The organism is Huintestinicola butyrica (assembly GCF_025567215.1).
Lineage (GTDB): Bacteria > Bacillota > Clostridia > Oscillospirales > Ruminococcaceae > Huintestinicola > Huintestinicola butyrica.
Genome location: NZ_JAOQKB010000014.1, coordinates 44,822 through 65,426, shown reverse-complemented (window position 1 = coordinate 65,426; position 20,605 = coordinate 44,822). Strand labels below are relative to the sequence as shown.

The following is a 20,605-nucleotide window of genomic DNA, read 5'->3' as shown; positions in this document are numbered from 1 at the left end:
TGCATAAAAATAAAGGTTCCCACAGTTCCCTTTTTTTCATCTATCATAAACCATACAGCATTTTAATATAATGTCAGTAAAGAATACTGCAAAGGACTGATATTATGACGGAGAACGAAAAGCTGTTTTTAAACGAAAATGCAAGAATATATCACGTCGGAAGGCCTGCACCTGTCAGAAAAAAACGCTCACGGAGTATCGTGTTCTGCGCTGCGGCCGCAGTGGTGCTGGCACTGTGGGAGGCTCCGGATAACAGTCACTTTACCGATATGATGAGAATTGCCGCTCAGGCAAGTGCAGGGGTGGAGCTTATGTGCTTTGACGGAATTTTCAGTGGCAATTCCACTGGCGCAAGTCCTGCCGACAATGCCAATATTGCGAATGAAGCCGAAAAAAATGTCAATAATATATCTGAGACGATATTGCCCTCAGATGAGGACGATATACTTATGCTTTCCAAGGGCAGCAGACGTATGCCCTCTTCCGCCGATGAGGAAAGTCTGGTGGAGGATTTTCTCCCCGAGCCTGCGGACAGCGGAACTCCTCTGCCGTATGCGGCTTCCTCCGACGGCAGCAAAAGCGGCAGGATAACCCAGACCACCTACACGGCAGGCAAGGGGGAGAATTACATCGACCTGCCTATGGGCGGTCAGATAAGAAATGTGACCAAGCTTTCGGCTGATGAGATTGCGGAAAATGCGGCTCTGCTCCCTGACTTTAAAATTAAGCTGAACGCTCCCGCAGATGAGCCGCAGGTGCTGATAATGCACACCCATACCACAGAAAGCTATGAGCCTTATCAGCGGGATTATTATGATGATTCCTTTACCTCCCGCACCACGGATATGAGCAAGAACATGGCTGCGGTGGGGGACGTTATGACAGAGGTGCTTGAGAAAAACGGCATCAGGACATATCACGACACCACTATCCACGACTATCCCTCATACAACGGTTCATATGACCGCAGCCGTGTGACGGTGGAGGGGATACTTGAAAAATATCCCTCTATCAAAGTAGTGCTGGACGTTCATCGTGACGCTATCGAGCGGGAGGACGGCGAGCGCATTGCTCCCTCCGTTACCGTCAACGGAAAAAGCAGCGCACAGGTAATGATAATCTGCGGCTGCGATGACGGCACTATGGGAATGCCCGACTGCATGAAAAATCTCCGCACGGCTGCCCTTTTCCAGCAGTATATGGAAAGCAGTTTCAGCGGACTTACCCGCCCCGTGCTGTACGATTACCGCAAGTACAACCAGGACATGACCACAGGCTCGCTGCTTATCGAGGTGGGCGGTCATGCGAACAGTCTGGATCAGGCGCTGTATGCAGGCGAGCTTACGGCGCAGGGCATATCGGAAGCGCTTATTTCAATAGGAGAATAAATAAAAATGACCGGTAAAATGAAAGCCAAAAAGAACAGCAAGTCGGCCTATATCCTGAAAATAATGAGCATATATGCGCTGTCGGCGGTGATACTTGCCGTGGGCAGCGCTGTGGTCAGCGTCAACTGCCACAACAGGGTCAGCAGCTCCAAGATGGTGCTGTTTGATGTGGAAAAGGAGGGGGACGAGCTTGTTATCACTGTTATGGACAGGGAATACAGGCTGTGATTTTTTTACGTCAATTTTACAGTTAAATTTTCATATCCGATTGACAGGGGTGGACAAATAATGTATAATAATAATGAACATCTATGCTGACATGGATGTTATAGTTTGGTTCAAAAGGATGTGAGTATATGGAATCCCGAAGTAGCGGTGTGATACCACGAGGGCGTTTTGCCTGCGCCGTGGATATTCTTTATGCTCACGTTTGGTTTATATAAGGAATTGAACTTTTTAAAGCTCTCCTGTCGGTAATGCGTGAGCTAGGCGCAGCGGTATTATGCCTCCTGTATATTAAGTTTAGGAGGTCGAATAAAATGGAAAAATACGAAGCGGTGGTACTTGTAAAGCACAGAGCATTCGTGCAGCTCAAGACCGCCCTCCAGAAGATGATGCCTGCGGACATTGCTCAGCTCCTCAGCGAAATGATAGAGGAGCAGGACGGATTCGGCGAAAAGGAGCTCACCCTCATTTTCAGAGTTCTTCCCAAGGAGCTTGCAGCCGAAACTTTTACTTATATGAGCAGCGATCTGCAGATGCTGCTTATCAACGCATTCTCTGACCGTGAGCTTAAGGCAGTGCTTGACGAGCTTTTCCTTGACGATACAGTTGATATCATCGAGGAAATGCCTGCCAACGTTGTTTCACGTATCCTTAAAACTACCGACCCTGCCAAGCGCAAGCAGATAAACGAGCTGCTCAATTACCCCGAGGACAGCGCAGGCTCCATTATGACAACGGAGTTTGTGTATTTCCGCCGTGATGATACGGTAAAGGAAGCCTTTGAGCGCATAAGGAGCGTCGGCGTGGTAAAGGAGACGGTTTATACCTGTTATGTCACTGACTGCCGCCGCCTTGTGGGACGTGTTTCGCTTCTTGACTTAGTTGTTGCGGACGAAAACGCCATTATCGAGGATATCATGGACTGCACTGTGGTAAGCGTAGGCACTCACGATGACCAGGAGGTCGTTGCGAACCTTTTCTCAAAGCACGACCTGGCGGCTTTGCCGGTTGTTGACGCTGAGAATCGTATCGTCGGAATCATCACATTCGATGACGCAATGGACGTTATCCGTGAAGAGAGCAACGAGGATATGGCAATGATGAGCGCCGTTATGCCCAATGAGGACGGCTACTTCAAGACCAGCGTGTGGAAGCACGCAAGGAGCCGTATCGTGTGGCTTCTGGTGCTGATGCTTTCCGCCACCATTACAGGCGCTATAACAAATCACTTTGAACCGCTTATATCCACCGTTCCGCTGCTGGTCTCATTTATGTCCATGCTTACGGGTACGGGCGGTAACTGCGGCTCCCAGTCATCTACCATGGTAATTCAGGGTATGGCGATGGAGGAGATAAGGCTGAAAGACTTTTTCAGGGTAGCGTTCAAGGAATTCCGCATTGCGCTCATATGCAGCGTTATTCTTGCGGCGGTAAACTTTGTGCGAATAATCATCATGTATCAGAACGTGAAGATAGCTGCCATTGTTTCCATAACCCTTATCGGAACGGTAATTCTTTCAAAGCTGCTGGGCTGTATGCTCCCCATGCTTGCAAAGAAGATACACATAGACCCTGCAATAATGTCTGCGCCCCTGCTTTCAACTCTGGTTGACAGCTGCTCCACTCTGCTTTACTTTACCATTGCCATGAAAATACTTAATGTTGCGGTATGATACCGGGCTTTTTCGGTTATGATACAATATATCCCAAGCATTCGGAAAGATTTTATTTTAACAAAAGAGGGTAGGATTTATGAGAAAAACCAAGATAGTGTGTACCGTCGGTCCCGCTACAGACAATGACGATATACTCAGAGAAATGATGCTTTCGGGCATGAACGTTGCACGATTCAACTTTTCCCACGGGGACTATGCAGTCCACGAAAAAAGATATAATCAGCTGTGCCGCATAAGGGACGAGCTGAAGCTTCCCATAGCCGCACTTCTTGATACCAAAGGCCCTGAGATAAGACTGGGCAAATTTGCAGACAGCACTCCCGTTACCCTGAACGATGGCGACAGCTTTGTGCTTACCACCGAGGAAAGAATATGCGACAAGGAGATAGCCTGCATTTCTTTCAAGGGTCTCCCCGGGGACGTGAGAAAGGGCACAGTCATTCTTATAAACGACGGAGCCGTTGAGCTGCGTGTTGAAAGCGTAAAGGGCGGCGAGATATACACCACCGTAGTTCACGGCGGCGAGATATCCGACAACAAGGGAATAAACGTTCCCGGCGTGGAGCTTTCCATGCCCTACCTTTCCGAGCGTGATATGAACGATCTGGAGTTCGGCGCAAAGATAGGCTTTGATTTCATTGCCGCTTCCTTTGTCCGCTGCGCTGCCGATGTGGCGTATCTGAAAAAATTCACCAAGAGCCTTGGCTGGGCATCCCCCCGCATAATCGCAAAGATAGAAAATTCCGACGGCGTAAACAATATCGACGAGATCCTTGAAGTGGCTGACGGCATAATGGTGGCAAGAGGCGATATGGGCGTTGAGATACCCTTTGAGCTTATCCCCTCTATCCAGAAGAGCCTTATCAGAAAGGGCTACAACGCAGGCAAGCAGGTCATCACTGCCACACAGATGCTGGAATCCATGATAACCCATGTGCGCCCCACCCGTGCGGAGATAACTGACGTTGCAAACGCTATTTATGACGGCACCTCCGCAATAATGCTCTCGGGCGAGACTGCCGCAGGCAAGCACCCTGTTGAGGCTGTACGCACCATGGCGCTTATTGCAGAGACCACCGAAAATGATATTAACTACGCAAACCGCCTGAAGAGCCGTCCCGATGATAAGGACAAGAACATCACAAACGCTATTTCCCACGCTGCCTGCACCACGGCTCATGACCTTGGCGCAAAGGCTATAGTTACCGTTACAAAAACAGGCGGAACTGCAAAGATGCTCTCAAAATTCCGTCCCTCCTGCCCTATAATCGGCTGCACTCCCAATCCTACGGTTTGCCGCCAGATGAACCTTTCATGGGGCGTTACCCCTCTTATGATGGACGAAAAGTCCAGCACGGACGAGCTTCTTGACGGCGCTATAGACGCAGCTGTTGAGCACGGTCTCTTAAAGGAGGGCGACGTTACCGTTATTACGGCAGGTATTCCTCTGGGCGTATCGGGCAACACAAATATGCTCAAGGTAACTACTGTGGGCAACAAGTCGGAAACTCATATAAAATAAAAGGAAGGCAATATAAATGAATTTTAAGAAGAATTTCAAGAAGATAACAGCTCTTGCGGCTGTAATGGCAATGGCTCTTTCAATGGCAGCCTGCGGTGCAGATAATGCCGCTGATAATACCGACACAGCTGCCGAAAGCACATCTGCGGCTGAAAACGCTGCCGAGACTGCTGAGATACTGAACTTTATCCCTCCCGAGAAGGGCGAGAAGATCGCTGTAATGACCGTAAAGGACTACGGCGAGATAAAGATAAAGCTTTTCCCCGAGGCAGCGTCCAAGGGTGTTGAGAACTTTATCGGTCTTGCGGACATGAACTACTATGACGAGCTTATATTCCACAGAGTTATCCCTCATTTCATGGATCAGGGCGGCGACCCTCAGGGAACGGGTATGGGCGGTCAGTCCATGTGGGGCGGAAGCTTTGACGGCGGTATCCCCGAAGGACTTTACCATTTCAGCGGAGCTATCGCATATGCAAACTCAGGCTCCACCTCCACCAACGGAAGCCAGTTCTATATCGTAAACACCGATGAGGGCGAGTGCGTCAGCGACGTTTCCTCATATCCCCGGAACGTTCAGGATATGTACAAGGAAAAGGGCGGCGTTCCTTACCTTGACGGCGGCTACACCGTTTTCGGACAGGTATTTGACGGAATGGACGTTGTAAGAAAGATAGGTCAGGTCGAGACTGATGACAATGACAAGCCTTTGACACAGGTACAGATCGAGACCGTAAGAATAGTTGAATACACAGGAGAATAAGCTGATATAGCTTAAAGGGGGTATAGCTATGACAAGATGCCCGAACTGCAACAAACTCAGTAAAGACGATGATTTCTGCTCCCACTGCGGAGCGGCGGTATATGGCGATGACGGGGACTTTTCGGGTCCCGACTGCTCTGCTTATGAACAGGGACATACCCACGAAAAGCAGAGCTACAGCGCTCCCTACACCCAGAACCCTGCGGGCGGCATGAAGCAGCCCCAGGCTGTAAAGCCCAAGAACAGCGGCTGTGTTACGGCCATTATAATATTTATTATACTTATGTTTGTGCTGCCTGCTCTGTTTGAACTTATTTTTTCGGAGCTGTACTGGTGAGTACATAATAAAGCCCTCGTTCATTATATTGAACGGGGGCTTTCGATATCTACAGCGATTATTTCAAACGGCTCTTCCGAAAAGCTGCTGTTTCTGGCGGCTCGGCGGGCTGTGGAGGCGGAGAAATATTTCTTTGCACCCTCCTCCGAGTGGATAAGCAGCTTGCTGCTCCTGAGATACATTTTCTTTTCTGTAAAGTAGATAATATAATACGTCATAAAAATATCCCACCTCCATTGGTTACTGATATAATTATACCAGACGGAAGCGGGATATTTGAATTTTATAACAAATTGTAGTATGAAGTGTTAGCTTATCAATACTTGTCGTTAAGTGTGGATACCATGTCATGGGTCATGACATTAAGCTCAGTTGTGGCATCGGCAACCGCCTGCATAGCTTCCCTGATAGTGCTGGAGCCTGCTGCGGATTCCTTTACGTTTGCGTTAAGGGTTCCGACTGCAGTCTGGAGCTTTTCAAGGGTGGATACCAGCAGAGGAAGATTTTCAGCGTCAATGCTGTCGGTGGAAGAGCAGAAGCCTACTACCTTGGAAAGGATATCCTCAACGATACCCGACATGGAAGCGGTCTGCTGATTGGACTTGTCGATGCTGTAAAGGCTTGCATAGATGTTCTCGATATCCGCAAGAAGCTCTGTTGCAAAGCTGCTTACCTTTTCTGCAATCTCGGAAGCCTTGCTGTTGTCGGCGTGAGCTGCGGGAGTGCTGCCGGAAGAATGCTTTGCGCACATGATGCAGTTTTCGGGGATATTTCTGCCGTTGTAGATAGCCACTGCCATATCATAGCAGCTGTCATATCCGCAGGCACCGCAGTCAAGCTTGCGGTCGGAGGCAGTCACCTTGCCGAGCTTTGCGTAAACCTCTTCCAGATCCTTTACTGTAAGCTCGGGAGCAAGCTTTCTGCCGGAATCGTAGTTCCTCATAAGGCTTCTGGGGTTAACTCTGTCGTCGAACGCCTTGAACTGCTTATCAACGCCGTTCATGGTGGTCTTTCTGCGGTTTCTTGCGTCTATCTCAACATCACGCATGATGTTCTTTACATCAATCACTGTCTGGTCGCTGTCGCCGTCATTTACGCCGCAGCCGCAGCCGCAGCCGCCGCTGCATGAGAGCACCTCAAACACCTGAGGATAGCGGTGGGGAGGAAGCTTTGCATATGTATCAAGCTCCTTATAAACCACGCCTGCGCCGTCAGAGCTGATAGCTGTGATGTTGGGCATATTTATGGAAAGGTTGTACTTGAGACCGCCGGGAGCGGGGAAAATGCCGCCCATGCAGCCCTGTACCTGATCGTCAAAATCATAGTGGAGATCGCTGCCAACCGCCTTGTTGAAGTCTATCTTCTTGCGCCTGAAATATTCCTTGAGGCGCTTGAAGGTGATGTTGTACTCGGCATGGCCTGTAGCCTCAAACTCCAGCTTCATAGCGGGGCAGGGGGAAAGAACTGCCACTGCGTAATTCTTCTTTATGTAGTCCCTGATATATACAGCCTCGCAGGAAATGGGGCTGTGAACGGGGGAAAGATCCCTTGTTTCATCTGGGTGGTAAAGCTCCATATACTTTACGATAGCGGGGCAGTGCTGGGATACCACGTTCTTTGCGTTGCCCTGCTCGATAGCACGGATATATGCCCATGTGCAGATATCTGCGCCGTATGCGCCGTCATAGATGCTGTCAGCGCCGTTCTGCTTGAACCACTTGAGAACAGCCTGCCATGTACCGGGGAATGCGGTCTTGATGGCAGGGTGGGCGATTATCATTATCTTTCTGTCCTTCAAGTCCTTAAAGAACCTTTCTGTATCGTCGTTATAATCTCTTGCTCTGGTCTTGCACGCCTTGATGCACTCGCCGCAGGCAATGCACTTGTCATTATTTATTTCCACGACGGTCCTGCCGTCCTCGGTAATTTTTACGATGTTTGCCTCGGGCGACGGACAGACTCTTACACAAGCGCTGCAGCCCACGCATCTGTCGTTAATTACTTCGATGAGATTGTTCATTTAAGTACGCTCCTCATGACTCGGCAGCTTTGCGAACAAAAAAGCCGCCGATAAAATATCTTAGTTAAAATTATAGCAAATTTAAATATTAAATGCAATATCTTTTTTAAAAAACGTTGTACTTGCTTCAAAAAATCTACATCTTGTAAACAATTTGAAATAATTATCGTTGAATTTGACCAAATAATTTTGCGCATAACGGATAAAATAACGGTTATCGGTTCTTAACGCCTTCCGAGAGTAAATTCCCGATACAAAAAACAGCCTGCAAAACTATAGAAAATGTGCATTGAAAAAGACATATGAAGGGTGTATAATAATATTGTCTGTCCTGATATGCAGGATATGTATTATCATAAATTGTGAGGTGTCCGTTTTGTATTATTGCTGCGGAATTTCCGATAAGGGCGCCGTCTGCGATAGCAATGAGGACGCCGTTCTTATCAACAAAAGAGTTTTTACAGATGATCACGAGGAATGCGAGCTGGAAGCTCCCTTTATCGCTGCCGTTGCCGACGGCGTCGGCGGGGAAAATGCGGGAGAAGTGGCTTCCCACATGGCGCTGGAGCAGCTTTCGGCGCTGAAATACGGTAAAAAGACCGACCTTTCCGCAAAGCTTATGAATATCCACACCAAGCTGCGCAGATATGCGGCTGTCCACAGCGGTCATGCCAATATGCAGACCACTCTGTGCGCCCTTGCCGTAGATGAGGACGAAAGGGCTTTTGCGGTGAATGTGGGCGATTCCAGAATGTACCGCTGCCGTGGGGGCTGCATACGTCAGCTTTCCACTGACCAGTCGCTGGTCCAGATGCTTTATGAGCAGGGCAGGATAACCGCCGACGAGAAAAAGACCCATGCGCAGAAAAATGTCATATTCCCGGTTCTTGGCAATGCTTCCGAGGAGCCGCAGCCCTGCATCACCGAGATAATCGGGGGAGTGCAGAGGGGCGATATAATCATAATCTGCTCCGACGGGCTTTCCGACTACATCACTCAGGGCGAGTTTGAAGAGATACTGGCGCTGCCCATGAGGCTGCCCAGGCGCATTGCAAAGCTTGCGGAGGCTGCCATAAAAAACGGAAGCCCCGACAACGTTTCCGTGGTCGGAGTTTCCATGGTGTGACTTATCTTAATAAGAAATAGTAGATAAGCCCGTACAGCACTGAGGCTGCTGTGCCGTAAAGGATAACAGGGCCTGCGATAATGAATATCTTTGCGCCCAGACCAAGGATAAATCCCTCGGACTTGAATTCCACCGCAGGGGAGGCAACGGCGTTGGCAAAGCCGGTTACGGGCACCAGAGTTCCCGCTCCGCCGTGTTTTGCGATCTTCTCGTAAACGCCCAGACCTGTGAGTAGGGCGGAGAGAAAGACCAGCGTTACGGTACACCATGCGGCAGAGGTGCGGTCATCAAAGCCAAGGTATGAGTAAAAGTCGGTAAGAGCCTGACCTATAACGCATATCAGTCCGCCTATGACAAAGGCACAGGGGATATCAATGCAGCTTTTGGAGTTGGGCGAGGCTTTTTTTACCATTTCGCCGTATTCTTTTTGTGAGACAGGCATAATATCATTCCTTTCTTTTTGGATTTATTATTTCATATATGACCGGATTTATTCAGACAGATTTTCACATTGACATCAGCACCGCAAATGTGGTATGATTTATAGATGAGGTGATAATATGCTCAGAAATATACTTTCACCCGAGACCTGCGCAAAATGCCGTATCTGCTGCATTTTCGACAAGTACGATGTGTGGGAGACGCCTGTGGTTTCCGCAGAGCTTTATGAAAAGATACACGCCGCACGCCCTGAGCTGAAATTCGTTTCAAAGGGCGATTCGGGCGCTTATATATTTAACATGGAGGAGACATGGGACAGTGAGCGTGAGCTTTTTATCTGCCCTGCTCTTGACCCTGATAAGGGCTGCACTCTGGGCGACAACAAGCCCTTTGACTGCAAGATATGGCCCTACCGCATAATGGAGTTCAACGGCGTTCGTGTGATATCCGTGGCTTCCATATGCCCCGATATGTATGCAAAGCCCCTCGACAAACTGGTGGGGGAGCTTGAAAACGGTCTTGCCGACAAGATATTTGCCGAGGCAGACAAAGATCCTGCCATGATAAAGCCCTACGAACAGGGATATCCCATTCTTAAAGTGGAGCTTCAAGGCAGAAAGGAAACGTAAATGAAAGAGATAAGACCTTCTTTTGAAATAATGGACGACATCGACGGTGCAAAAATTTTGCAGAAGCTGGAGCGCTGCGGACGTGTCTGCTACAAGAGCGAGGACAAGATAACCGAAGGCTCTGCGGAGAAATTCATCGGCATGATACTCAAGTCGGGACATGAGTCTGTTCTGGAGCATGAAAAGCTGACTGTAAAGTTCATCTGCGACAGGGGAGTTACCCACGAGATAGTCCGCCACAGGATAGCAAGCTACAGCCAGGAAAGCACACGCTACTGCAATTATTCCAAGGACAAGTTCGGCAATGAGCTTACCTTTATCCGCCCCTGCTTCTGGGCTGATGACAGCGAGGAATATGCTGTATGGAAGCAGGCTATGGAGGAGATAGAAAAGACCTACGTAAAGCTTATCTCCCTTGGCGCAAAGCCTGAGGAGGCAAGGAGTATTCTCCCCAACTCCCTTAAAACAGAGATAGTATGCACCATGAACCTTCGTGAGTGGCGCCACTTTTTCAGGTTGAGAACTGCCGAAAGGGCTCACCCCCAGATAAGGGAGATATCCGTTGCTCTGCTTGATGAGCTGAAAAAGCGCATACCTGTCATTTTTGACGATATAAATACTTCTGACGGAACTTATTGAAAAGAGGTAATCATATGAGCTTCAATATTGCTATAGACGGTCCTGCAGGTGCGGGAAAATCCACCATTGCACGCAGGGCTGCGGCTGAGATGGGCTTTATTTATGTTGATACGGGAGCGCTTTACCGCTCTGTTGCCTATTACTGCATCACTAAGGGCGCAGATGTGAAGGACAGGGAGAAGATAGCTGCCTTGCTTCCCGAGATATCCCCCGAGCTGAGATTTATTGACGGCGTTCAGCATGTTTTTGTAAACGGCGAAGATGTTTCGGGCAATATCCGCACACCTGAGGTGTCGCTGGGTGCATCCTCCGTTTCCGCATATCCCGAGGTAAGGGCATTCCTCTTTGACCTGCAAAGAAAGATAGCTGCGGAAAACAACGTCATCATGGACGGCAGAGACATCGGAACGGTGGTGCTTCCCAATGCACAGCTGAAAATCTTTCTTACCGCTTCCCCCGAGGCAAGGGCTGACAGGCGCTTTGCGGAGTTGAAAGACAAGGAAAATGCACCCTCATATGAGCAGGTTCTGGCTGATATCATCAAGCGTGACCATGACGATTCCACCCGTGCCATTGCGCCTTTGAAGCAGGCTGAGGACGCTGTTCTGCTGGATACCACTTCCCTTGATCTGGAGCAGTCTGTAAAGGCTGTTATGGACCTTGTGAAAAAGGCTGTGGGCTGAGGAGGACTGACATGAACGCTTTTGTAAGATACACCGTAATGGGCATTTACAAGCTGTTTTACAACTTCAGGATAGAGGGCTGGGAGAATGTTCCCGAAAAAGAGGGCGTTATCATTGCTTCCAACCACAGAAGCTACGCCGATCCCGTTATCCTCACCATGCCGATGAAAAGACCCGTTACCTACATGGCAAAGGAAGAGCTTTTCCACAACAAGATATTCGGTGCATTTATCCGCTTCCTGGGCGCATTCCCCGTAAAAAGGGGTGCGGGCGATATGCAGGTCATCGACGACTGCGTTGATATCCTTGAAAGCGGCAGGAACGTGGTCATATTCCCCGAGGGCACACGCTCCAAGGAAAACAAAGTGGGCAGGGGAAAGACGGGCGTTGCACTCATCGCCGCAAAGTCGGGAGCGGACGTTCTTCCCATGGGCATTGTTTTTGAAGGCCCCAAGCTCCATTTCAGGAGCAAGGTAACACTTAAAATAGGCAAGCTCATAAAATCGGAGGAGCTGGACATCGGCGACGGCTCGCCAAAGCAGCTGAAGCTCATCAAGAAAAGAATAATGGACTCCATCACCGAGCTGGTGGAGGGTCCCAAGCCCGAGATAGCTTCCGAAAATGCGGGTGCCATTGCGGGAAATACTGAAAATTCTGCCGATAAAGCTGAATAACTTCTGCTTTTTATGGCAATAATATACATAAAGGCAGCTTGAAAATTATGAAAAAATTCACAATTACCGTTGCAAAGACCGCAGGTTTCTGTTTTGGTGTTGACAGAGCGGTAAAACTCGTGTATAATGAAATATACAGCGGCTGTAAGGCTGCCACGCTGGGTGAGATAATCCACAACCCCACAGTGGTGAACGACCTGAAAGAGCGTGGGGTAAGAGTAATATCCTCTCCCGACGAGGCTTTGGAGGGTGAAAGAGTGGTCATTCGCTCCCACGGAGCGGGGGCTGACGTTTACCGCAGGCTGGAAGAGCTGGGGATAGGCTATTCGGACGGCACCTGTCCGTTTGTAAGGCGTATCCAGAAGATCGCCGAGGACTGCTCGCAAAAGGGCATGACCGTGGTGATAATGGGTGACAGCACTCACCCTGAGGTCATAGGGATAGCAGGGCACTGCACGGGAAATGCGGTGATACTGCCCGATGATAAGGCTCTTTCGGAATTTTTGAAAAAAATTTTTGAAAATCCTCAAAAAAAGGTTGCAATTATGCCGCAGACAACGTATAATATAAGTATGTGGCAGAAGTGCAGGGCGGAAGCTTCCTTATATGAGGGGGCTGTGCTCTTCGATACTATTTGCAGTGCTACCGAGAAACGTCAGAAGGAAGCTGAGCTTCTGGCGGCCGAAAGCGATATCATGATCGTCATCGGCGGGCGGCACAGCTCCAATACCGTTAAGCTCTTTCGGATATGCAGTGGGCTTTGCGGCGTATGCTTTCATGTTGAAGGCCCTGAGGAGATCCCATTGCTGAAAATGCCGGAAGGCTTTTCTTATAAAAGTGATATCAGAATAGGTATCACTGCCGGAGCGTCCACCCCGGCACATATAATCAAGGAGGTTAAAAACCAGATGAGTGAAAAAATGACAAACATGGACGAGGACTTTAACTTTGAAGAGGCTCTTGACGCTTCCTTCAAAAAAATATATACCGGTAACAGGGTGAAAGGATACATAACTGCTGTAACAAACACAGAAGCTGTAGTTGATGTCGGCACAAAGCACACAGGCTATGTAGCATTGTCTGAACTTACAGACGATCCTTCTCTCAAGCCCTGCGACGTGGTTAAGGTCGGCGACGAGGTTGAGTTCATCGTTACAAAGATCAACGACAGCGAGGGCATCGTTCAGCTCTCCAAGAAGAAGGTTGACGCTCTTAAGGGCTTTGACGAGATCGCAAAGGCTAAGGAAGAGGGCACTGTTCTTGAAGGCGTTGTAACAAACGTTGTAAAGGGCGGCGTTATCGTTCTTTCCAACGGCGTAAGAGTATTTATCCCTGCATCTCAGGCTACTATGCGCCGTGACGAGAAGCTCGAGGAGCTCCTCAAGAAGACCGTTAAGTTCAAGGTAATCGAAGTAAACGAGCAGAGAGGCAAGGCTGTAGGTTCTATCAAGGCTGTTCTCACCGCTGAGAAGGACGCAGCAAGAGCTAAGTTCTGGGAGAACGTTCAGGTGGGCGACGTATTCAAGGGCGAAGTTAAGTCTCTTACTTCCTACGGTGCATTCGTTGACCTCGGCGGCATCGACGGAATGGTTCACATCTCCGAGCTGAGCTGGAACAGGATCAAGCACCCCTCTGAGGTCGTTTCCGTTGGCGACGTTCTCGAGGTTTATGTAAAGGATCTCGACAAGGAAGCAGGAAGAATCTCCCTCGGCTACAAGAAGGACGAGGACAATCCTTGGGTCAAGTTCGAGAATGAGTACAAGGAAGGCGACGATGTTAAGTGCAAGATCGTTTCCATCACTCCTTTTGGTGCATTCGCACAGATCATTCCCGGCATTGATGGTCTTATCCACATTTCACAGATCTCCGACAAGAGAGTAACTAACGTTAAGGACGTTCTCTCCGTTGGTGACGAGGTAACTGCAAAGATCACTGAGATCGACTCCGAGAAGAAGAGAATCAGCCTTTCCATCAAGGCAGTTCTTGAGGAAAACGGCGCTTCCGACGAGGAATAATTGCATATTGATTTCAAAGACGGTATGAGAATGCTCTCATATCGTCTTTATTTTATTATAAAAAAGCTCTTGTATTTCGTGGCATATCGGCAAATGTGACTGCTACGAATACGTTTAAGTGTGCAATATGTACAAACGGTGATAAAAATAATTTATATAAACGCCATTGACAGTATAAGCTAAAAATGATAAAATTATAATGTAATTATTTGATTTGCGGGCATTTTGTCCGCTGTGTAAAAAACGCTTTTGCAGCAGGCGTTTTTTTCGTTTTGTCAAATATAAAACAGGAGGTAAATATGAAGAATTTTAAGAAGACACTTGCAGGAATCTCTGCTCTTACCCTTACTCTGAGCATGACAGCCTGCGGCGGTGACAGCTCTTCCAACGGCGGTTCCGATACTCCCGCTGAAGAGACTACTACTGCTACCACTACTACAGCAGCTACCGTTGAACTTAACACTGCTACTCTGGCAGAAGAGGACGCAGCAACTCTCGAAGAAGTGGCTGACAAGGAGCTGCGTGATGTGGAGCTTGAGAACAAGACCATCAAGTGGCTTGCTCACTACGACATCAACCCTTCCACCGCAAAGGGCGATTCCGAGGCTGTAAATATCTCACTCTTCAAGAGCAAATACGGCGGAGAGATCCAGTGGTATTCCACTACCTGGAACACCAGATATTCCGACCTTTCCACATATGTACTGGGCGGTGAGGGAATCGACTTCTTCCCCTGCGATACAGCTGCTCTTCCCAAGGGCGTTGTAAGCGGAATGTTCCAGCCTGTTGATGATTATATCGACCTCAATTCTCCTCTCTGGCAGGATGTAAGCGAGGCTATGGAGATATACAACTTCAACGGCAAGCACTATGAGCTTGTTAACTCCGTAACTGCCGAGAACATTGTTATCTACAACAAGCAGACCATTTCCGAGCAGGGCCTTGACGACCCCTGGGAGCTTTATCAGGCAGGCGAGTGGAACTGGGACAGCTTTGAGAAGATGCTGGAGCAGTTTGTTGACCCCGATGCGGATCAGGTAGGCCTTGACGGCTACTGGAACGAGAAGGCTCTGCTGCTTTCCGCAGGCGTTCCCTCCGTTGAAGCTGTTGACGGTCATCTTGTAACAAATCTGAACGATCCTACCATTGAAAAGGCTATGAACTGGATGTACGGCCTTTACAACAAGGGTCTGGTAATGGATATGTCCCTTTATGACTGGTCAGAGCAGCCTCAGTTCATGGGCGAGGGCAAGGAGCTGTTCTACATCATCGGCGCATGGGCAGTTCAGTCCAATCCCGACACATGGAACACCAAGATCCCCGTTGAAAATCTGGGACTTGCACCCGTTCCCTCTCCCGAGGGCAGCGACCCTTATCAGGCAGCTACCCTTGACGGCTGGGTAATATGTAAGGGCGCGGCTAACCCTGAGGGCGTTGCTCTCTTCTCCGAGTGCACACGTCTTGCAAACACCAGCGACGATGCCATTGCCATTGCCGACAAGAAGGCAAAGGAGGACTTCCAGTGGTCTGACGAGCTTATCGCAATCAACAAGGAGATAAACGAGCTTGCTCGTAAGTATCCCGTTGTTGACCTGGCAACAGGCGTTTCCACCGACGTTGCTTCCCTCACCACCGACGGCGGCAGCCAGATCGGTCTGAGAGCTGCATTCCACGGCGTTGAGTGGGCTACCAACAGAGAAGAGATAGCTGACGTTGTTGATATGCTGGTACAGGAAGTTGATGACCAGCTCACTGCACTTTCATAATTATCGCAAAAACTGATATTCGAAGCGGCTTCGTTATATGCGGGGCCGCTTTTTTTGTGCGAAATGGCAAAAAATTATCTTAATCGATTTTGGTAAACGTTTACCGCTTTTTTCACTATTGCTTTTTGAACAATTATATTGTATAATGATTTTATTGATTTCCCACTAAAAGGAGTATGACTGATGAACGAATTTGAAAAGAACAAGGCAAGAGTGATAGCTAAGTACGAAGAGCTTATCACACGCAGGAACGTGGTTTCCGACACCTACAACGGCATCTATGACAGATATGAGAACCCCGTGCTTACAGCTGCACACGCACCTGTTATCTGGAGATACGATATGAACCCCGCAACCAATCCCCATTTTATGGAGAGGCTGGGTATCAATGCGGTGCTGAACTCGGGTGCTATCTTCCTTAACGGCAAGTATTACCTTGTGGCAAGAGTTGAGGGCAATGACAGAAAGTCCTTCTTTGCAGTGGCAGAGAGCGACAGCCCTGTTGATAACTTCCGCTTCTGGGATTTCCCCGTGCGTCTTCCCGACACCGAGCCTGACGAGACCAATGTTTACGATATGAGACTTACCCAGCACGAGGACGGCTGGATATACGGCGTGTTCTGCTCCGAGAGCAAGGACAAGACCTCTTCCGACCTTTCCGCCGCAACCGCTCAGGCAGGAATCGTCCGCACAAAGGACCTGAAAACATGGGAGAGACTTCCCAACCTCAAGTCCAAGTCTCCTCAGCAGAGAAATGTTGTGCTTCACCCTGAGTTTGTTGACGGCAAGTATGCTTTCTATACCCGTCCCCAGGACGACTTTATCCAGACAGGCTCAGGCGGAGGAGTATGCTTCGGACTCTGCGAGGATATCACAAACCCTGTTATCTGCACAGATGAGGTCGTTATTTCTCCCAGACAGTACCACACCATCACCGAGGTCAAGAACGGTGCAGGCGCTGTGCCCATTAAGACCCCCAAGGGCTGGATACACATTGCACACGGCGTAAGAAACACTGCAGCAGGTCTGAGATACGTTATCTACGTGTTCGCTACCGATCTGAAGGATCCCTCCAAGCTTATCGCATCTCCCTCGGGACTGTTCATTGCTCCCCACGGCAGCGAGAGAGTGGGCGACGTTTCCAACGTATGCTTCACAAACGGCGCTGTTGTTCGTGAGAACGGCGATGTATATATCTACTACGCCTCCTCCGACACAAGAGTTCATGTTGCGGCTACCACCATCGACAAGCTCATGGACTACACCTTCAACACTCCTTCCGATTCTCTCCGCTCCGTTGACTGCGTAAAGCAGAGATGCGAGCTTATTGAGAAGAACCTGAAGTTCATGGAAGAGAATAAGTAAATCATAATGGCAATGGGGCTGCTTCGGCAGCCCTTTGCTTTATGGATATGATGTATTAAAAAACAACGTTATTCTGCAAAATGACGGAACAAACGGGAATGCTTTGTGCGTTTCGGAGAAAATCATCTGCCGTATTTTTCAGCCTTGACAAAAGGGAAACGGAGTAGTATAATATACATAACAGGTTATGCAGTTTAGCAAATTGGATAAATATGCAACCTGCTTGTTAAAAAATGTGTAGATTTTGAGCGATTTGGAACTTTGTGACAGTATGTTACCATATAGCAGCTTTGGGGGAACTTGAATGAGCGGGGAATATTTATATGCGCTGGTTATCAGTCAGCTTTCAAGGCGTTTTGAGTGCTGCATAAATAAAGCTCTCGAAGATATGGACCTTACTCAGTCGCAGCTGAGAGTGCTGCTGTGCATTTACGAAAATGAAGTGAATGGCGGCGGACGGCTCTTTCAGAAAGATATCGAAAGGGTGCTGATGCTCTCAAATCCCGCAGTTACGGGAATAGTGCAGCGGCTGGAAAGCAAGGGACTTATCGAAAGAAAGGTTGCTTTTTCGGACAGCCGTCATAAGGAGATACATACCACCGAAAAGTCACGCAGGCTTGCTATCAGGCTGGGCGAGCTGAGAAGAGAGCATGAAAAGATGCTTATGGACGGTATTTCCGACGAAGAAAAAGCTGTGCTTTGCAGGTGCCTTGACAGGATGCTTGATAACTGCCTTAATTTTGAGAGCAGTTTTGACGCCGAAACGGCGGTGTGATGCTCTCGGTTTGAACGGGAGGCGGTTTTATGGCTGCTGCAATTATCTGGAAATCCACAATGGGCATAAGCCGCAGGTATGCGGAAGAGGTCAAAAAGCAGCTTAACACTGATATTTTCGAGGCGGATAAGGTATCTGCCGACAAGCTTACAAGATATCAGACAGTCGCTGTTTTCGGCGGAGTGTATAACGATAAATGGGAGTGTGCGGATTTTGTAAAGAAGTGCCGCACGGTGCTTCAGAACAGAAAGACGGTTTTCGTTTTTGCTGTCTGGGACGATGCTCCCGAGAATATCCCATCGGATTCACTTAAAAACAAATATCTGGCAAATATCGTAATATCTCCCGACAGCTGCCTGGCAGTTGAGGGTCAGATAGATAAAAGCAAGGTTTCCTTCGGTCAGAAGCTGAGCCTTTCGGGCATGAAGAAAAAGCTGATGAAGAAGGAAAACAAGGACGACCGTGATTTCAGTATCATCGGTATGATAGACGGCTACAGCGGGGGTTTTGAGCAGGAGGCTGCGGACAGGGTCGCTGCCGTTATCAAAAGTATGACCTGATAATGTAAGGAGGAATGGTTATGGGAAAAACAAATATCAGAGAGATTTTACACAAGGTATTTACGGTGATCGAGTTTACTGCGGTTTTTTCTATGGCCGTGATCCTGGTTGTATCATGTATTATTGCATGAATGAAAAATTTCGGTGATCTGCGGAATCGCTTTGCGGTTCCGCTTTTCTGTTAAAGAATGGTTTTTTGACGGAAATATCCTGCGCTAATTTTCAGAAATTGTTGAAAAAAGTTTTTTTCTGTGTTATAATATAAAATTGACGGATTATATGCAGAGGAGGGAGTGCGCACGGACAGTATAAGATTTGCCGTAAAGGACGGCAGATGCCTGCATGAGCTTCCCCTGGGCAGAACGCTCAGTACCTTTATCGACTTCGATTTTGCCCCTTTCCGTGAAAGATGTATCGAAGCGGGCCGTGACGGGCGTAAAAGGGGAGAATTGTCACCCTCAATGGAGGATATGGCAAGGACTGAGCTGGCAAAATGCCACCCATATGTGCGTGCCTGCCTGGGGAATGAATATTCTCAGGCGGTCATAGACTGTATCATCGACTGCATATGTTTTTCGGAAAATATAAGCGCCGAGGGGCTGTGGTTCAGGTGCATTTCACCTGTGACAGATTACGAAAAGGCAATATTTGACCGCCTTTGCGCATACAGGACGGGCAGGGCGTCAAACCAGTGGGTAAACGTGCTGCGCATACGTGAATATGCCATGACAAAGGCGGAGTTCATTTACCGCACAGGCGGCGACCGTCATGTCAAGCGGGAGTATTTCGACCTTGCCTTTGGCGTTGCGGCGGATAATGTGGGCTGCGGAAATGAGCTTTCAGGTTCGTTCAGGATATGCTCCCCCGCGGAACTTGCGGTGCAGACACAGCTTATGGGCAGGACTGCCAAAAGCATTGCGGGTCGGCTGTCCTTTATGCTGGATTCGGCAGAGCATATCAGCCCTCGGCTGGTGAACGAAAGCACCTGCGACAAGGTGGCGATGGATATTTTCAGCTACCTGCGTGATATGCCTCCTCCCGAGGAAAATGAGCTTGGCTTTGCGGCTGATGAGCTTTCCATGCTGCCCGACAATATCTATTTCCCCGACAGCTTCAAGGGTGCGGTGGATATGGAGCTTTACGCTATGGAGCGTGAGGATGTGCCGTTTAAGCTATAAGAACCCGTCTTCACAAGCATATGCGCACGTCTTTTCGGCAAATTTTGCCGCAGACTGCGTTAAAAATCCTTGCCGGGCGAAAGCCCGCCTGCGGATTTTTGCCTACTCTGCAACAAAATTATGCTCGAAAATCCGCACACATTTCTTATGAAGACAGGTTCTAAGGAGAGATATGGATCTTTTAAACGAAAGCGCCGCTGTCAATGAGCTGGCACATATCATAGTCAAGGGCAGCGCAGAGCTGTTCAACAGCGTGAAATACATCTATTCCATAGCTGACAGCAGCTTTTACAGCGTTGATATCAGGGACGCTTTCAGGATAATCTTTGAAAGCGGTGCGGATATGCTGCCGTCGCTGGGGCTTTCTGCGGATAAAAGCGTTTGTGCTGAGATGGCAAGCGATGAGTACAACAAGGTGCTTGTGCTTATGGCGTACAGCTTTGCGGTGCGCATACCTGTGCTGAGAGGTCTAAGGGGAGCAAGCGGCCCTTTGACGGACAGTCAGCTGGATAAGATATACAGTGCTGTTATGGCCATGGGTGCGGAAAACTACAGGAATTCCGTTCCCGAAAGCTATGAAGATATGAAAGCACTTGCCAAAAAGGGAAAAGAGCTTCCTCCTTACAGTGCCGACTGGTTCAAGATATATGTGCTTAAAAATGTTCCGCAGCTGGCGGAGCTTACAAATAAAAACGTTTTCCTTTTCGGCTTTGCGGATCTTTTGTTTCCGCTGTACTGGCCGCATATTGAGGAAAAGCTTTTTGAAAGGCTGAAAGCACTTTCTGCTGACGATTTCGGCGGCGGAATGGAGATATAGGAGTTG

Annotated in this window: 21 protein-coding genes; 18 read left to right on the top strand and 3 right to left on the bottom strand. The window is 48.7% G+C overall.

Annotated features, from left to right (window positions below; translation table 11 throughout):
• Positions 1-104 precede the first annotated feature (104 nt).
• The 6 genes from spoIIP to OCV68_RS12710 all read left to right on the top strand — a co-directional run bounded on the left by spoIIP (position 105) and on the right by OCV68_RS12710 (position 5,911).
• Positions 105-1,388: a stage II sporulation protein P gene (gene spoIIP / locus OCV68_RS12735; RefSeq protein ID WP_262573209.1), complete on the top strand. Its 1,284-nt coding sequence runs from the start codon at positions 105-107 to the stop codon at positions 1,386-1,388.
• Between the two features lie 6 nt (positions 1,389-1,394).
• Positions 1,395-1,616 carry a hypothetical protein gene (locus tag OCV68_RS12730; protein WP_262573207.1) on the top strand — a complete coding sequence of 74 codons (222 nt, stop codon included), beginning with the start codon at positions 1,395-1,397 and terminating at the stop codon, positions 1,614-1,616.
• Between the two features lie 311 nt (positions 1,617-1,927).
• Positions 1,928-3,286, top strand: coding sequence for a magnesium transporter (gene mgtE / locus OCV68_RS12725; RefSeq protein ID WP_262573204.1), 1,359 nt, complete (start codon positions 1,928-1,930; stop codon positions 3,284-3,286).
• A 79-nt stretch (positions 3,287-3,365) separates the two neighbouring features.
• Complete coding sequence (gene pyk, locus OCV68_RS12720; RefSeq protein WP_147622818.1) at positions 3,366-4,811, top strand: pyruvate kinase; 1,446 nt, start codon at positions 3,366-3,368, stop codon at positions 4,809-4,811.
• 16 nt (positions 4,812-4,827) lie between these two features.
• A complete protein-coding gene (locus tag OCV68_RS12715; RefSeq protein WP_022475165.1) occupies positions 4,828-5,574 on the top strand; it encodes a peptidylprolyl isomerase in 747 nt (248 codons plus the stop codon).
• 28 nt (positions 5,575-5,602) lie between these two features.
• Positions 5,603-5,911, top strand: coding sequence for a zinc ribbon domain-containing protein (locus OCV68_RS12710; RefSeq protein ID WP_147622819.1), 309 nt, complete (start codon positions 5,603-5,605; stop codon positions 5,909-5,911).
• A 23-nt stretch (positions 5,912-5,934) separates the two neighbouring features.
• Here the strand turns inward: OCV68_RS12710 and OCV68_RS12705 are convergent, their stop codons facing one another.
• Positions 5,935-6,129, bottom strand: coding sequence for a hypothetical protein (locus OCV68_RS12705; RefSeq protein ID WP_262573200.1), 195 nt, complete (start codon positions 6,127-6,129; stop codon positions 5,935-5,937).
• Between the two features lie 98 nt (positions 6,130-6,227).
• Positions 6,228-7,931: a [Fe-Fe] hydrogenase large subunit C-terminal domain-containing protein gene (locus OCV68_RS12700; protein ID WP_262573198.1), complete on the bottom strand. Its 1,704-nt coding sequence runs from the start codon at positions 7,929-7,931 to the stop codon at positions 6,228-6,230.
• Between the two features lie 376 nt (positions 7,932-8,307).
• Between OCV68_RS12700 and OCV68_RS12695 the strand changes: the two genes are divergently transcribed.
• Positions 8,308-9,057: a PP2C family protein-serine/threonine phosphatase gene (locus tag OCV68_RS12695; protein WP_178086147.1), complete on the top strand. Its 750-nt coding sequence runs from the start codon at positions 8,308-8,310 to the stop codon at positions 9,055-9,057.
• A 1-nt stretch (position 9,058) separates the two neighbouring features.
• On the opposite strand, the gene spoVAC is transcribed toward OCV68_RS12695, so the two are convergent.
• Positions 9,059-9,499: a stage V sporulation protein AC gene (gene spoVAC / locus OCV68_RS12690; RefSeq protein ID WP_022475170.1), complete on the bottom strand. Its 441-nt coding sequence runs from the start codon at positions 9,497-9,499 to the stop codon at positions 9,059-9,061.
• Positions 9,500-9,617: 118 nt separating this feature from the next.
• On the opposite strand from spoVAC, the gene OCV68_RS12685 reads away from it, so the two are divergent.
• From OCV68_RS12685 to OCV68_RS12635, 11 genes are all read left to right on the top strand, one after another.
• Positions 9,618-10,127 carry a hypothetical protein gene (locus OCV68_RS12685; protein WP_262573194.1) on the top strand — a complete coding sequence of 170 codons (510 nt, stop codon included), beginning with the start codon at positions 9,618-9,620 and terminating at the stop codon, positions 10,125-10,127.
• Positions 10,128-10,766 carry an FAD-dependent thymidylate synthase gene (gene thyX, locus OCV68_RS12680; RefSeq protein ID WP_147622824.1) on the top strand — a complete coding sequence of 213 codons (639 nt, stop codon included), beginning with the start codon at positions 10,128-10,130 and terminating at the stop codon, positions 10,764-10,766.
• A 14-nt stretch (positions 10,767-10,780) separates the two neighbouring features.
• The gene (gene cmk, locus OCV68_RS12675) at positions 10,781-11,449 is read left to right on the top strand and encodes a (d)CMP kinase (protein ID WP_022475173.1); all 669 of its coding nucleotides are present in this window, start codon (positions 10,781-10,783) and stop codon (positions 11,447-11,449) included.
• An 11-nt stretch (positions 11,450-11,460) separates the two neighbouring features.
• Positions 11,461-12,123 (top strand): lysophospholipid acyltransferase family protein, encoded by a 663-nt coding sequence (locus OCV68_RS12670; protein ID WP_022475174.1) that lies wholly within the window; start codon positions 11,461-11,463, stop codon positions 12,121-12,123.
• A 47-nt stretch (positions 12,124-12,170) separates the two neighbouring features.
• Positions 12,171-14,138: a bifunctional 4-hydroxy-3-methylbut-2-enyl diphosphate reductase/30S ribosomal protein S1 gene (locus tag OCV68_RS12665; RefSeq protein ID WP_262573191.1), complete on the top strand. Its 1,968-nt coding sequence runs from the start codon at positions 12,171-12,173 to the stop codon at positions 14,136-14,138.
• A 299-nt stretch (positions 14,139-14,437) separates the two neighbouring features.
• Positions 14,438-15,904, top strand: coding sequence for an ABC transporter substrate-binding protein (locus OCV68_RS12660; protein ID WP_262573189.1), 1,467 nt, complete (start codon positions 14,438-14,440; stop codon positions 15,902-15,904).
• A 183-nt stretch (positions 15,905-16,087) separates the two neighbouring features.
• A complete protein-coding gene (locus tag OCV68_RS12655; protein ID WP_262573187.1) occupies positions 16,088-17,269 on the top strand; it encodes a glycoside hydrolase family 130 protein in 1,182 nt (393 codons plus the stop codon).
• Positions 17,270-17,573: 304 nt separating this feature from the next.
• A complete protein-coding gene (locus tag OCV68_RS12650; protein WP_022475178.1) occupies positions 17,574-18,044 on the top strand; it encodes a MarR family winged helix-turn-helix transcriptional regulator in 471 nt (156 codons plus the stop codon).
• A gap of 29 nt (positions 18,045-18,073) precedes the next feature.
• The gene (locus OCV68_RS12645) at positions 18,074-18,604 is read left to right on the top strand and encodes a flavodoxin domain-containing protein (protein ID WP_262573185.1); all 531 of its coding nucleotides are present in this window, start codon (positions 18,074-18,076) and stop codon (positions 18,602-18,604) included.
• 293 nt (positions 18,605-18,897) lie between these two features.
• On the top strand, positions 18,898-19,782 hold the full coding sequence (locus tag OCV68_RS12640; protein WP_262573183.1) for a hypothetical protein: 885 nt from the start codon (positions 18,898-18,900) through the stop codon (positions 19,780-19,782).
• A gap of 172 nt (positions 19,783-19,954) precedes the next feature.
• A complete protein-coding gene (locus OCV68_RS12635) occupies positions 19,955-20,599 on the top strand; it encodes a hypothetical protein (protein ID WP_262573181.1) in 645 nt (214 codons plus the stop codon).
• Positions 20,600-20,605 lie beyond the last annotated feature (6 nt).